12 protein-coding genes, 1 tRNA gene and 1 riboswitch are annotated in these 13,224 nt (G+C 46.0%); of the genes, 2 read left to right on the top strand and 11 right to left on the bottom strand.

Features of this window, described 5'->3' with window-relative positions:
- Nucleotides 1–39 precede the first annotated feature (39 nt).
- The 8 genes from RJD38_RS10900 to moaA all read right to left on the bottom strand — a co-directional run bounded on the left by RJD38_RS10900 (nucleotide 40) and on the right by moaA (nucleotide 7,355).
- Complete coding sequence (locus RJD38_RS10900) at nucleotides 40–2,346, bottom strand: zinc/cadmium/mercury/lead-transporting ATPase (RefSeq protein ID WP_005593878.1); 2,307 nt, start codon at nucleotides 2,344–2,346, stop codon at nucleotides 40–42.
- A 62-nt stretch (nucleotides 2,347–2,408) separates the two neighbouring features.
- The gene (locus RJD38_RS10895) at nucleotides 2,409–3,869 is read right to left on the bottom strand and encodes an MATE family efflux transporter (protein ID WP_040757849.1); all 1,461 of its coding nucleotides are present in this window, start codon (nucleotides 3,867–3,869) and stop codon (nucleotides 2,409–2,411) included.
- 65 nt (nucleotides 3,870–3,934) lie between these two features.
- Nucleotides 3,935–4,351 carry a CBS domain-containing protein gene (locus RJD38_RS10890; protein ID WP_005593875.1) on the bottom strand — a complete coding sequence of 139 codons (417 nt, stop codon included), beginning with the start codon at nucleotides 4,349–4,351 and terminating at the stop codon, nucleotides 3,935–3,937.
- A 208-nt stretch (nucleotides 4,352–4,559) separates the two neighbouring features.
- Nucleotides 4,560–5,015, bottom strand: coding sequence for a molybdopterin synthase catalytic subunit MoaE (gene moaE, locus RJD38_RS10885; RefSeq protein ID WP_005593872.1), 456 nt, complete (start codon nucleotides 5,013–5,015; stop codon nucleotides 4,560–4,562).
- 1 nt (nucleotide 5,016) lies between these two features.
- The gene (gene moaD / locus RJD38_RS10880) at nucleotides 5,017–5,262 is read right to left on the bottom strand and encodes a molybdopterin synthase sulfur carrier subunit (RefSeq protein ID WP_005593871.1); all 246 of its coding nucleotides are present in this window, start codon (nucleotides 5,260–5,262) and stop codon (nucleotides 5,017–5,019) included.
- The gene (gene moaC / locus RJD38_RS10875) at nucleotides 5,259–5,738 is read right to left on the bottom strand and encodes a cyclic pyranopterin monophosphate synthase MoaC (protein ID WP_005593869.1); all 480 of its coding nucleotides are present in this window, start codon (nucleotides 5,736–5,738) and stop codon (nucleotides 5,259–5,261) included. The genes moaD and moaC overlap by 4 nt, the downstream gene beginning before the upstream one ends.
- Nucleotides 5,739–5,762: 24 nt before the next feature.
- Nucleotides 5,763–6,275, bottom strand: coding sequence for a molybdenum cofactor biosynthesis protein B (gene moaB / locus RJD38_RS10870; protein WP_005593866.1), 513 nt, complete (start codon nucleotides 6,273–6,275; stop codon nucleotides 5,763–5,765).
- A 90-nt stretch (nucleotides 6,276–6,365) separates the two neighbouring features.
- A complete protein-coding gene (gene moaA, locus RJD38_RS10865; RefSeq protein WP_065430003.1) occupies nucleotides 6,366–7,355 on the bottom strand; it encodes a GTP 3',8-cyclase MoaA in 990 nt (329 codons plus the stop codon).
- Nucleotides 7,344–7,481, bottom strand: a riboswitch (molybdenum cofactor riboswitch). (Overlaps the previous gene by 12 nt.)
- A gap of 192 nt (nucleotides 7,482–7,673) precedes the next feature.
- Here moaA and RJD38_RS10860 point away from each other — a divergent pair.
- Nucleotides 7,674–8,561 (top strand): YvcK family protein, encoded by an 888-nt coding sequence (locus tag RJD38_RS10860; RefSeq protein ID WP_065545579.1) that lies wholly within the window; start codon nucleotides 7,674–7,676, stop codon nucleotides 8,559–8,561.
- Here RJD38_RS10860 and luxU read toward each other — a convergent pair.
- The 3 genes from luxU to uvrB all read right to left on the bottom strand — a co-directional run bounded on the left by luxU (nucleotide 8,547) and on the right by uvrB (nucleotide 12,590).
- Complete coding sequence (luxU, locus tag RJD38_RS10855) at nucleotides 8,547–8,885, bottom strand: quorum-sensing phosphorelay protein LuxU (protein ID WP_065545985.1); 339 nt, start codon at nucleotides 8,883–8,885, stop codon at nucleotides 8,547–8,549. The two genes, RJD38_RS10860 and luxU, sit on opposite strands and share 15 nt — an antisense overlap.
- Before the next feature lie 20 nt (nucleotides 8,886–8,905).
- Nucleotides 8,906–10,252: a quorum-sensing sigma-54 dependent transcriptional regulator LuxO gene (gene luxO, locus RJD38_RS10850; protein ID WP_406852468.1), complete on the bottom strand. Its 1,347-nt coding sequence runs from the start codon at nucleotides 10,250–10,252 to the stop codon at nucleotides 8,906–8,908.
- Between the two features lie 307 nt (nucleotides 10,253–10,559).
- A complete protein-coding gene (uvrB, locus tag RJD38_RS10845; protein WP_005593858.1) occupies nucleotides 10,560–12,590 on the bottom strand; it encodes an excinuclease ABC subunit UvrB in 2,031 nt (676 codons plus the stop codon).
- A 542-nt stretch (nucleotides 12,591–13,132) separates the two neighbouring features.
- Here uvrB and RJD38_RS10840 point away from each other — a divergent pair.
- Nucleotides 13,133–13,208 (top strand) — tRNA-Asn (locus tag RJD38_RS10840).
- Nucleotides 13,209–13,224: the final 16 nt, after the last annotated feature.

Here is a 13,224-nt window from a genome sequence, read left to right as displayed (position 1 = left end):
GTTGGCATTAAATAAAGGTAGCTTAAATACCGTTAACCACTAGCCATCTTGCTTGCTTTTAAACTTCAACAAACGCAATGCATTTAAGGTCACCAACGCAGTCGCACCACTGTCTGCCAATACCGCAACCCATAGCCCGGTGATCCCGAGTAAGCTGGTCACGAGAAAGACACTTTTTAGCCCCAGAGCCAAGAATACGTTCTGGCGAATGTTATTCAATGTTGCACGTGACAGTTCAATCATCGCTGGCAATTCGGTTAAACGGTTATGCGTAATTGCAGCATCTGCTGTTTCTAGCGCAACATCTGTACCGCCACCCATCGCAATACCAATACTGGCCGCTTTCATTGCTGGCGCATCGTTAATACCATCACCGACCATCGCCACATTTCGTTGCGCAGAGAGCGATTCTACATAGTGCACTTTATCTTGTGGTAATAAGCTCGCTTGATAATCGATATCAATCTGCCCAGCCATCGCTGCCGCACTACGCGGGTTATCGCCTGTGAGCATGATGGAACTAATGCCGAGATCTTTCAGCGCTTTTACCGCTCGTTTTGCATCTTCTCGTAGCGTATCTTGCCAAGCAATTAAGCCCATCACTTGCTGGTCCTGCAACGCAACAATCACGGTTTTCCCCTGCCCTTCTAGCTCTGTAATGTGCTGTTCAAGCTCACTACCCAGCGCCATCGACAGTTTACTTGGCGCAATCGCTTGATAAGTCACACCAGCAATGACACCACGAATACCGCTACCTATTAGAGCTTGTTTATCGTCGGCTTCCGGTAAGCGTATACCTTGTTGCTTAGCGTGATTGACCAAGGATGTTGCTAGAGGATGGCTTGAGCCGACCTCGATTGCCGCAATAGATTGAAGCAGCTCAAGATCATTAAAACCGTTCACGCTGATCACATCGGTGACTTCCGGCTTACCTTTCGTCAAGGTGCCGGTTTTATCAAACGCAATGGCTTCAACATGACCAAGCTGTTCTAACGCTGCGCCCCCTTTGATTAAGGCTCCACGACGCGCCGCCGCCGCTAAACCAGATGTAATCGCGGCAGGAGTAGAAATCACCAATGCACACGGACAAGCGATCAGCAACAATGCCAAACCACGGTATACCCACGTCTCCCATGGCTGAGCAAACAGTAGCGGTGGCGTAATGATGACAAACAATGACACCAGCATCATCAACGGGGTATACCAACGACTGAAGCGATCAAGGAAGCGTTCCAAAGGCGCTTTACGCGACTCGGCTTCTTCAATTAAATGCAGAATACGGTCGATGGCATTTTCGCCCTGTTTAGACGTAATGGTTAAGCGCACCACTCTATCGACAACCACCGCGCCCGCCATAACAGCATCTTGCGGCAAGCGCTCCACCGGGATTGATTCTCCGGTTAACGCACTCTCATCAAAACTCGCCGCAGTATCAAGTAGTCGTCCATCTGCTGGTAAACGCGAGCCAGGGGCAACTTCAATCACATCTCCGGGATTGAGCTCACTTGCGGAGACTTCAATACGTTGTCCATCGACAATTTTAGTGGCGTTTTCTGGCACCAACTCCATCAATGCTTGCACACCACTGCGTGCACGAGAGGCGGCAAAGGCTTCCAATCGCTCACCAATTAGAAACAGCAGTAATACCATTGCTGCTTCAACGCTTTCGCCTAAATATAGCGCGCCGAGAGCGGCAACACTCATTAAGGTTTCAATGGCAAATGGAGTGCCTGATTTCGCCAGCATAAGTGCTTTTTTACCAATTGGATAAAGGCCAGCTAAACAGGTAAGAATAAACAGCCACTCACTCACTTGAGGGAAGCTTGGTTTGATGATCGCAGCGAAGGCCATGGCTGATGCGATTGCAACAATCTGACCATTTTGTTTGAGCACCGCAAGCCAACCTGTTGGTTTCGCAGGCGATGATTTTTGATTTGGGGCAGTAAAGGTAAAACCGGTATCAGTAATGGTTTGCTCGACTAACGCCGCAACACCTACATCATTAGATTTAATCACCAATTTTTCAGTGGCGAACAGCACTTTCGCTTCGATAATGCCGCTGACTTTATTCACTGCGGTTTCTATTTTTCGCGCACAAGCAGGACAATCCATGCCTTGAATTTTCCAACTATGCGTAAATTGGGCTTGGCTTAGGGAGCCGGAATCGCTTTCCTCATCGGTAGGATCGCTGCCGCTTGCACATGCAGAACTGCTACAGCAATCCACATCACTGGTCGTGACGCTGGCCATTTTAATCGTATTGATTTTTGGACTTGAGCAAGAGCTTGCTTGAGTTGGATTCGTTGCAAGCTTTGGCGAACGACATCCTTCATGTTTGGTGCACATATTAGATTCTCCTATCACTGTACACCATTAGCATAAACCTTGGAGTAGACTCCAAGGTCAAACTATTTTGCGGATTTTTGTAAAAAATCTTTGTTGGCGGCCACATCTTCAATTAGAACCGCATCGTGGCTACAAAATGGCGTGGTATTGAGACTGGTTATTGATGGGTCTTGTGGGTCTAATTCAACTGCCTCACCTTGCATCAAGTCACGAATGTGTTTTTGTAATACCCACAATGCTATCAAACCAAACACTACTCCTCCCAGAGCTTGACCATAAAGCACACCTAACGCACCAAACCAGTGCGCGCCAAAATAGACAAATGGCAAGGTGCCTAAAGTGGCTTTACCTAAATTCAATGCCGTCGAATAAAGCGGTTTGCCGAGATTATTGAATGAGGTATTGGCAACAAACTGCATGCCATTAAAAATAAAGCTTAGCGCGACATAGGTACAAAATGTGCCCACAATCAACGCCGCATCACCAGTAAGGCTAAAGCCTTTAATTACATACTGCTGAGAAAAATAGAGGATCACACAAACCAACAAGGTGTAGACCGTAGTCACTAACAAGGAGTTATTTAAAGTCTCTTTCACCCGATCAAATCGTTTAGCGCCAAAGTTTTGTCCAATGATCGGGCCAACCGCGCCTGACAGCGCAAAAATCACTGCAAAACAAACTGGCGTTAGGCGGCCAATCACCGCAAGCCCAGCGACAAAATCTTCACCGTAAGGCGCAATCGACGAGGTGACGATGGCATTACCAATTGGGGTAGCGATATTGGTGATAATCGCAGGTATCGCGATGGCAAGAATTGCTTTGGTATTGCACCGCCAAATTGAAAGCGAAGGTTTGGCAACCAAGTCATGCTTTTTGATCAGCGGATACAAGGAGAATGCCAGTACGGTACAACGCGCAATCACCGAGGCAAAAGCCGCACCTTCGACATTCCACAGAAAAATAAAAATAAAAATTGGATCTAGAATGGCATTTACGATGCCACCGGACAACGTCGCCCACATTGAACGCTTAGCATCACCAGCAGCTCTAAGCCCAGCCCCTGCCGCCATGCCAAGTGCCAGAATCGGTCCACTAGGAAGTAAAATCTGTAGATAAGCTTGCGCGCGCTCCGCCACAAACCCCTTCGCCCCCAGAGCGGCGAGTAGCTCGGGAATAAAGGCAAACATCACCGCGCTGACCACACAGCTGATCAGAAATGCGGTCAACATGATGCTGCTGCTCAAAGCTCTGGCGTAGGTGAATTGCTTCGCACCAATGGCCTTAGAGACCAAAGCGCCCATAGCGATCGAAGTACCAATGGAAATGGAAGTCGAGAAAAACGTTAATGTGCCAGCAAAGCCTACCGCCGCAGCCAACTCGACTTGCCCCAACATACTGATAAACAGCATATCAAGTAAATCGACCACAAACAGCGCCATCAAACCGACTGAACCTGCGCCCGACATCACTAAAATATGGCGCATTGTGGATCCTTGGGTAAATTTGGCACTTCGCTCGGTCATTCTCTTCCCTTGATATCAAAAATAAAGGCGCCGCAGCGCCTTATTTCAACTTAACTGATTGTCCTTTATACCGGATGCTTAAAGCATGCGTCGATATTTTTCGCAATCGCACGCAAAACATGCTTACGCGTGATGATACCCACCAGCTTACCATTATCCAATACTGGATAAACCTTAGGTTTACCAATTTGCATCATATCGGCCAATTCTATAATCGACATATCAGGTGAAACAGAGAGTACTTCTGACGACATACAATCGCTGACAATATGGGTGTCTTGGCAGAAATAGCTCACTTTGATCAGCTTATCAAGTAGATCCTGCCCAGAAAGGAAACCAATCACTTGTTTTTGTTCGTTAATGACTGGGCCACCAAGGTAGTCTGAATCCATGACTTTATCTAACGCTGCACTAAGCGACATTTCTGGATTAAACGTCACCGCTTGTAGGGTCATATAATCTCTTACTTTTAACGATTCCATCTTTATCTCCTTTTCGTGCAACTGACGTTGGTTTGGCTGCTATGAAAAATGTTCGTTACAGTAAGTGTCGCCTAATTTCTTGATTTTACTAAATGGAAAGCGACGATTTTTGCGATAGGTATTTCCAATCAAACAAAAAAACGGCCATAGGGTTATCCTATGGCCGTCTGTAATAATGGTTTTCTGTGCCTATTAGGCAAAAGCGTATTTACTGTTGCCAGCGCTCAGCCGCTTTGGCATCGGAATCACGTGAATCCACCCAACGAGTCGCCTCAGTGGTACGCTCTTTTTTCCAAAACGGAGCTTTGGTTTTCAGATAGTCCATCACAAATTCACACGCATCAAATGCTGCGCCACGGTGTGCACTCGCCACACCAACAAACACGATTTGATCACCGGTATCCATGTCACCCACACGGTGAATCACGCGGATCGCTTCTAAAGGCCAACGCTTTTCCGCTTCATCACAGATTTCGGCTAACGCTTTTTCTGTCATGCCCGGATAGTGCTCTAGCGACAGGCCGACGACATTATCGCCAAGATTCATGTCGCGAACTTTACCGACAAAGGTCACTACAGCGCCAGAAGCACTGCCTTGCGCTAATACTTGGTATTCATCACCAACATTGAAATCTTCAACTTGTACCGCTACACGTGAATCCATCTTAGCCTCCGGTAACCGGTGGGAAAAACGCCACTTCATCGCCATCCGTGATCGCATGTGTTAGTGGCACAATCGATTGGTTCACCGCCGCCAATAAACGCCCAGGATCCAACGCAAGATCCCACTTACCTTCTTGAGCGGCTAAGTGTGCACGCAGCGCTTCTACGCTGGTGAATGACTCATCCAATTGCAGTTCGTCGATACCGACTAACTCACGGGTTTGTGCAAAAAAGAGTACTTTAATCATGCGTCCGCCTTAAAGTGACCAGATTTGCCGCCCGTTTTTTCCAACAGGCGCACTTGGCTAATCACCATGTCTTTTTGTACCGCTTTACACATATCATAAATCGTCAGTGCAGCAACAGAAGCAGCCGTTAGCGCTTCCATTTCAACACCTGTTTTACCTGCAAGCTTACAAACCGATTCAATGCGCACGTAATTTTCTGCTTGGTTTGATTCAAGCTGCACTTCTACTTTGGAAAGCAGTAGTGGATGACAAAGTGGGATCAGGTCCCATGTCTTTTTCGCGGCTTGAATACCCGCAATACGAGCCGTCGCGAATACATCACCTTTGTGATGATCGCCAGACAAAATAAGCTGTAAGGTTTCAGGAGCCATGTGGACGAAAGCTTCTGCACGTGCTTCACGTACCGTCTCAACTTTGGCTGATACATCAACCATGTTCGCTTCGCCTGAAGCATTGATATGGGTAAACTGAGTCATGATTGCTCCGCGTTATGAGTCGGATTAAACCGATAGATGTGGCATAAAGTTACATGGACGGTGGCTCGCATCAAGCTGCTGCTTAATGATTTTCGTCCAACCCGTGCGACATGCACCTGTAGAGCCCGGCATCGCAAAAATAACCGTGTGGTTAGCAAAACCAGCGATCGCACGAGATTGAATGGTTGAAGTACCAATCTCTTCGTAAGACACTTGACGGAACAATTCACCAAAGCCTTCCACTTCTTTATCAAATAGTGGCTTCAATGCTTCTGGCGTGCTGTCACGTGAAGTGAAACCTGTGCCACCTGTAATCATGATCGCTTGGACATTTTCATCAGCAATCCACTGTGACACGATCGCACGAATCTTGTACATGTCATCGATAACAATTTGTTTATCAACAACATTATGACCCGCTTCTTTTGCGTGTTCAGCTAGGTAACCACCTGATGTATCGTTCTCTTCTGTACGAGTATCCGATACCGTTAATACTGCAATATTTGCTGCTTGGAATTTGCTTTCTGCATGACCCATTTGATCACCTACCTGTTGTGATTTATTTGTCAGCCGACGAACGTCGACTGGCTATTATTTGAATGTGTTTGCTCTGATTATGTAACGACGTTAGCCGCCAATCGAGGCTAAATTCGGCGTCATACCGGTGTTGCCATCTTGCAAGAAGTGGCTGACAGATTTGGTTTGTAACTGCTGTTGAATGCGTTCTATCAACTCAGGCTCTTGCTTATCTTCTGCCAGCAAATCACGCAGCTCTACGCCGTGGTCACCAAACAGACAAAGGTGCAATTTACCTAACGCTGAAACGCGAAGACGGTTACAACTTTCACAGAAACCTTTTTCATACGGCATGATAAGGCCAATCTCACCTTTATAGTCAGGGTGAACAAATACCTGTGCAGGGCCGTCATTCTTTTCGCGAATCTTAAGCAACCAGCCATTCGCGATCAATTGATTACGAATTTGGACACCGGATACGTGATGCTGCTTAAACAACTCATCCATCTCACCCGTTTGCATCAATTCGATGAAACGCAGTTGAATAGGACGGTCTTTAATCCAATCAAGAAACAGAGGTAATTGATGAGAGTTAAGATCTTTCATCAACACAACATTGACTTTGATTTGTTTATAACCAATTTCGAGCGCACGCTCGATACCACCCATCACCTGATTGAACTTATTCTCACCTGTGATTTGGTGAAATAAGCGCGGATCGAGGCTATCAACACTCACATTGATATGGGTTAACCCCGCTTGCTGCCACTCAAGCACGCTTTTTTCCATCCGGTAACCGTTGGTCGTTGTCGCGACCTTACGAATACCTTCCGTATTCGCTACGGTTTCGATAATTTGAGTGAAGTCTTTGCGTAAGCTAGGCTCACCACCTGTAATGCGTACCTTGCTGGTACCACAATCGGCAAACGCGCGAACGACACGTTTGATTTCAGGTAGTGATAAAAAAGACGAGTTTTTCTGCCCCGAAGGTTTATAACCATCAGGTAAGCAGTAGGTACATTTGAAGTTACAAACATCTGTAACTGAGAGACGCAAGTAATAAAACTTGCGATGAAATTTATCTTCTAATTGTTGCGCCACGGAACACCTTTCCAAACACGGGAGGCATGACCATTTCCAATCATGCCCTTGTGACCTTTCGTCACTGGCTCAACGCGCTTATTCTGTATTGAACTTAGCGGGTAAAGCTCGGAGTTATGGCAACCGTCAATATGATATAGTTGCAATCACAATCCATATTAACGATAGCTGTCTTATAAAATACTTAATATTGGTAAGTGATTCTACCCTAGAGGCAAAAAAATCGTGTCAAACGGGCAAATTACCTACTATTGAGTACCGACGATAAATGGATTAATTTAAATTGTAGTTGGTTATGACAAAATAAGAAAAAAACGAATGACTGTATATTCTGAACACAAAATTGTCGCCATTGGCGGCGGCCATGGCTTAGGACGAATGCTTGCGGCGCTTGCGGATTTCGGCTCCAATGCCACTGGCATTATCACCACGACCGACAATGGTGGGTCAACGGGTCGAATTCGACACTGCCAAGGTGGTATTGCTTGGGGAGATACACGTAACTGTATCAACCAGCTCATCACCGAGCCCTCAATCAGTTCGATGATGTTTGAGTATCGCTTCAAAGGCGCTGGCGAACTGGATGGGCATAACTTAGGCAATCTAATGCTCACGGCACTCGATAACTTGTCGGTACGCCCACTCGACGCGATCAACCTTATCCGCAACATGCTGAAGGTTGACGTAAACATCGTGCCCATGTCTGAACACCCTTCTGATCTTAAGGCGCTGTCCAAAGAAGGAAAATGGGTAACTGGCGAAACCAGTGTTGATGAGATGGAAGCCGATCTACAACGCTTAGATCTTGATCCTGAAGTGCCAGCCACCAAAGAAGGCGTTCAAGCCATTGAACAAGCCGATTTGATTATTCTTGGCCCGGGCAGCTTTCTGACCAGCATCATGCCACCGTTGTTACTTACCGAAGTTGGCCGTGCGATTGCGCAAAACCAAAACGCAAAATTGGTGTTTGTCGAAAACCTATCACCAGAATATGGCCCGGCAGGTCGTATGACCTTACGTGAAAAATTGGAATGGTGCGAACGCGCCTGCCAAGGTCGCAAAATTGATGTCATTCTTGGTGAAGAGACGCACCCAGAACTGAGTGACTGGAACTACGTGGTGAGCGATCTTGCGTCGCCAAACCGAGATTGGCGACACGATCGTCAAAAGCTACAACAAGCCATCGTACAACTATTGACCGAGTAAGCTCTTATAGCGTTGCTGCGTATCCACCAGCAGCGCTAACATCTTTTGTTTTATTTCAGCATCATCAAGTGATGCTCCGGCTTTGGCTGCGGCATCCAATTCAACCGCTAACGCGCACAATGCTTCCGCACCAAAGCTGGCCGCACTGCTTTTCAAAGCATGACTTATGTCTTTCAAGTAAGTGCCTTGATTGTCTTGCTCAGCAGACAATGTCTCGATGTATTGCGCCAGTTCACCTAAAAAAATCTCGAGTAAAATAGGCACATTTTCTTTGCCTATCTCATTCCCTAAACGCTCTACTTTCGCTTGATTTAATACTTGCATAACCACTTCCATAACCATCGTTACTTGGTCTCTTTTTCATTCCAACCTTGTAGCTTACGGTATAGTGTCGATGGGCTAACATCGAGATAACCAGCCGCTTTCGGAATATTTCCCTCACACGCTTTTATCGCCAGCTTAATGGCATTTTTTTCCGTCAGCCATAACGGGAAAATATCGTGTACCGACAAGGTCTCTGTTTCTTCATTGACGCTGCGTGACACGCCCTCACAAGGTTGGTTCAACGGTGGTGGTAACATATCTAAGCGAATTTCACGGCCATTGTTAAGCACCACCACATTTCTCAGTACGTTCTGCAATTGACGCACATTACCAGGCCACTCATAGCGAGCAAAGCGATCAACCACTTCCGGCGAGAGACGGATAAAATCTTTGCCTTCTTCTTTCGACATAAAGCCTAGCAAGGAGTATGCAATTTCAATGACATCTTCGCCACGCTCACGCAAAGGTGGTAAGTGCAGTGGGATAACGTAAAGGCGATAATACAAGTCTTCACGAAAGCGCCCTTCCTGTACTTCTTTCCATGGGTCTCGGTTGGTTGCACAAACAAAACGTACATCCACACTTTTCATTTTGGATGAACCCACCTTTTGAAAGGTTCCGGTTTGGATAAAACGCAGTAATTTGGTCTGCAAGTCCAGATCCATTTCGCACAATTCATCCAAAAACAGGGTTCCGCCATCGGCCAGTTCCGCAGCGCCTTCACGATCGGTTGCCGCGCCAGTAAAGGCCCCTTTAACGTGACCAAACAATTCACTTTCAATCAAGTCTTTAGGAATGGCAGCACAGTTGATGGCAATAAACGGTTTATCGCCACGATTACTGGTGGCATGCAATGCCTCTGCACACACCTCTTTACCGGTACCACTTTCACCAGTAATGAAAATACTCGCTTTACTGGTCGCCGCCGAGTCAATCGTCCGATAGACCGCTTGCATGGTATGACTACTGCCGATAAACCCTTGATAGCCTTGATTGGTTCCCGCTTCGGTTCTTAGCTTCGTTACTTTGCGAATCGCATTGTTCACCGTCACGCGCAGTCGGTCCGCTTCACAGGGTTTGATCAAGAAATCTTGTGCGCCTAACCGCATCGCCTCAACCGCGGTATCGATCGAGCCATGAGCAGTCATGAAAATAACTGGCACATCCGGGTTTTGCTGTTTGACCGCTTGTAGAACATCCATCCCTGTCATATCGGGCAAGCGCAAATCGAGCAAGATCAAATCGGGTGTGCGAAATTCAAGACTTTCAATCGCATCGCGCCCGGTACCGACGATATTAATATCGATACCCAGCGGCGTAAGATAAGAACGATAGAGTGCCGCCACAGAGGCGGTATCTTCTACCATCAGCAGATATCTGCTTTTTTGTGTATGGGTGCTTTGTGGCATAGCCTAACCGCGTAAATCCATTTGCATTTTATCTAAATAATTGCATTGCGCTTTGCAATTTGCAAACAGAATGACCAAGTTAAGCTGATTAAGATTGATTTTTGTGTGATTTTTACGCCAAAACAATTGGCATAGTTACTGCTTATCTATAACTGACCCTCATGGGTCACCTAGCCAACTGACGTTGTTAGTGAACTTAGTATTCACAAATAACAGCCAATAGACCCTTCCTATTGGCTATTTTTTTGTCTGTCGAACAGTAAACTCAACTATTAACGATAAACTGAGCGCGTAACTTTTCTATTTCATCCCGCTTCGCGGCCGCCATTTCAAATTCTAAATCCTGAGCATGTTGATACATCTGCGCCTCAAGCTTGCTGATTTCTTTTTCCAACTGCTGTGGCGTCATCACTTGATAACTTTGCGATGGTTCAGCCACTTTCGCTAACGGCACCTGTTTGCCCGGCGTTTTCTTACGGCCTCGCGCTATATCACCTAGCTCCATAATATCTTTGATATTACGTTTCAGCGATTGTGGTGTAATACCGTTTTCAACATTGTACGCATGTTGCTTTTCACGACGTCGCTCAGTCTCGTCCATAGCACGTTTCATCGAGCCAGTAATTCTATCCGCGTACAAGATCGCCTTACCTTCAATGTTACGCGCCGCACGACCAATGGTCTGAATCAACGAGCGTTCAGAACGGAGGAAGCCTTCTTTATCTGCATCCAGTATCGCCACCAGCGACACTTCCGGCATATCTAACCCCTCACGCAGTAAGTTAATGCCCACTAACACATCAAACTCGCCCAAGCGTAAGTCTCGGATAATCTCGACCCGTTCAACGGTATCAATATCAGAGTGTAAGTAGCGCACCTTTACATCGTGCTCAGTAAGATACTCGGTTAAATCTTCCGCCATGCGCTTGGTAAGTGTGGTGACTAGCACACGCTCATCTTTAGCTGCTCGAATACGAATCTCAGACAACAAGTCATCAACCTGTGTCGCAACGGGGCGAACTTCAAGTTCAGGATCTAACAAGCCCGTTGGACGAACAACTTGGTCGGCAATATCATCTCCGGATTTTTCTAATTCATAATGACCCGGAGTAGCAGAAACAAATATAGTTTGCGGCGCTAACGCTTCAAACTCTTCAAATTTGAGTGGGCGGTTATCTAAAGCCGACGGTAAGCGGAAGCCATACTCAACCAAGGTTTCTTTGCGCGAGCGATCCCCTTTAAACATCGCGCCGATTTGCGGTACGGTAACGTGGGACTCATCGATGACCAACAAGCCATCTTGTGGCAGATAATCAAACAACGTTGGAGGCGGCTCACCCTCTTTGCGACCGCTCAGATAGCGTGAGTAGTTTTCTATTCCGGAACAAAAGCCAAGCTCATTCATCATTTCGATATCAAATTGAGTACGCTGGCTAATACGCTGCTCTTCCAGCAACTTATTATTATCCAGCAAATAGCTTTTACGCTGTTCCAGCTCAACCTTAATATGCTCAACCGCTTCTAAGATCCGCTCACGAGGCGTCACATAGTGCGTTTTTGGATAGATGGTATAGCGAGGCAAATCGCGCTGCTTAATTGCCCCTGTTAATGGGTCAAAAACACTGATGCAATCAATTTCGTCATCAAACATTTCAATTCGAACCGCATCTTGTTCCGATTCTGCGGGGAAAATATCAATCACTTCACCACGAACTCGGAATTGACCACGCTCAAACGCGACATCGTTACGACTATATTGCAGCTCTGCCAGGCGACGTAAAATATCTCGTTGGTCAAGTACATCACCACGGCGAATATGCAACATCATTTGCAAATAGGCTTGTGGATCCCCCAAACCATAAATTGCGGATACCGACGCAACAATAATAGCGTCTTTACGCTCTAACAATGCTTTCGTTGCCGATAGACGCATCTGCTCGATATGCGCATTAATGGAGGAGTCTTTCTCAATAAAAGTATCGGTCGTCGGCACATACGCTTCTGGTTGGTAGTAGTCGTAGTAAGAGACAAAATACTCAACCGCGTTATTGGGAAAAAATGCTTTCATTTCACCATACAGTTGTGCCGCTAAGGTTTTATTCGGCGCGAGCAAAATAGCAGGACGCTGGGTAGAGGCGATCACATTTGCCAAGGTAAAGGTTTTACCAGACCCCGTCACCCCAAGTAATGTTTGATGGGCTAAACCTGAATCTATCCCTTCTAATAACTTTTCAATGGCCTTCGGTTGGTCTCCCGATGGTTGATAGTCTGAGACGAGCTCATACAGTTTGCTCATAACGTCCTCAAGGTTCTGTGTCTGACTCTCTATTTTGTCTGTATATATATACAGACTCAAGTATAAAAAAAGAAATTAATCTCTGATTTGATTGTTTTGTTCGATTAAGTCTAGATCCGTACTGGGGATCCTGATATTATTCTTCGCCCTGTCGCTATCCAGCGCAAAATCCTCTCTTTTTCTATACACAACTTACTCACAAAACCTCCAAAACGTGCACCATCTCGCAGTTGATCATTTTCTCCCAGTTAATTTTATTTTCGATCTTTTTCTGACATAAAACCTTACAGCTTGGTGCTTTAGTGAAAGATCCTTGTCAATTTTAAATGATGTTTTTTTGCTCCACCTGTGGATAAATTTAGTTACTCAATTTTAATTAACATGGTTATCCACAAATTTAGTGGATAAGTAAATCCAGCCTATAGCTGGCGTGGCCTAGCAAAAAGTAAAGTTTTTTTTTGCTATAAAATTAATTTTTATCTCGCTTACAGAGTTGACTCTTGCATTAGGTCTCGATAATATTCGCCTCGCTTTATAGCTATTCCCCCTTAGTTCAGTCGGTAGAACGGCGGACTGTTAATCCGTATGTCGCAAGTTCAAGTCTTGCAGGGGGAGCCAAATTCGATAAAAAAGC

Source organism: Vibrio scophthalmi (assembly GCF_040869025.1).
GTDB classification, from domain to species: Bacteria; Pseudomonadota; Gammaproteobacteria; order Enterobacterales; family Vibrionaceae; genus Vibrio; species Vibrio scophthalmi.
The sequence above is the reverse complement of the archived record's forward strand: the minus strand, read 5'-3'. Positions and strand labels throughout refer to the sequence as shown.

Coding starts and splice junctions, on each gene's coding strand:
- RJD38_RS10900 (WP_005593878.1), bottom strand. CDS start 2,346: ATGTGCACCAAACATGAAGGATGTCGTTCGCCAAAGCTTGCAACGAAT.
- RJD38_RS10895 (WP_040757849.1), bottom strand. CDS start 3,869: ATGACCGAGCGAAGTGCCAAATTTACCCAAGGATCCACAATGCGCCAT.
- RJD38_RS10890 (WP_005593875.1), bottom strand. CDS start 4,351: ATGGAATCGTTAAAAGTAAGAGATTATATGACCCTACAAGCGGTGACG.
- moaE (WP_005593872.1), bottom strand. CDS start 5,015: ATGGATTCACGTGTAGCGGTACAAGTTGAAGATTTCAATGTTGGTGAT.
- moaD (WP_005593871.1), bottom strand. CDS start 5,262: ATGATTAAAGTACTCTTTTTTGCACAAACCCGTGAGTTAGTCGGTATC.
- moaC (WP_005593869.1), bottom strand. CDS start 5,738: ATGACTCAGTTTACCCATATCAATGCTTCAGGCGAAGCGAACATGGTT.
- moaB (WP_005593866.1), bottom strand. CDS start 6,275: ATGGGTCATGCAGAAAGCAAATTCCAAGCAGCAAATATTGCAGTATTA.
- RJD38_RS10860 (WP_065545579.1), top strand. CDS start 7,674: ATGACTGTATATTCTGAACACAAAATTGTCGCCATTGGCGGCGGCCAT.
- luxU (WP_065545985.1), bottom strand. CDS start 8,885: ATGCAAGTATTAAATCAAGCGAAAGTAGAGCGTTTAGGGAATGAGATA.
- luxO (WP_406852468.1), bottom strand. CDS start 10,252: ATGGTAGAAGATACCGCCTCTGTGGCGGCACTCTATCGTTCTTATCTT.
- uvrB (WP_005593858.1), bottom strand. CDS start 12,590: ATGAGCAAACTGTATGAGCTCGTCTCAGACTATCAACCATCGGGAGAC.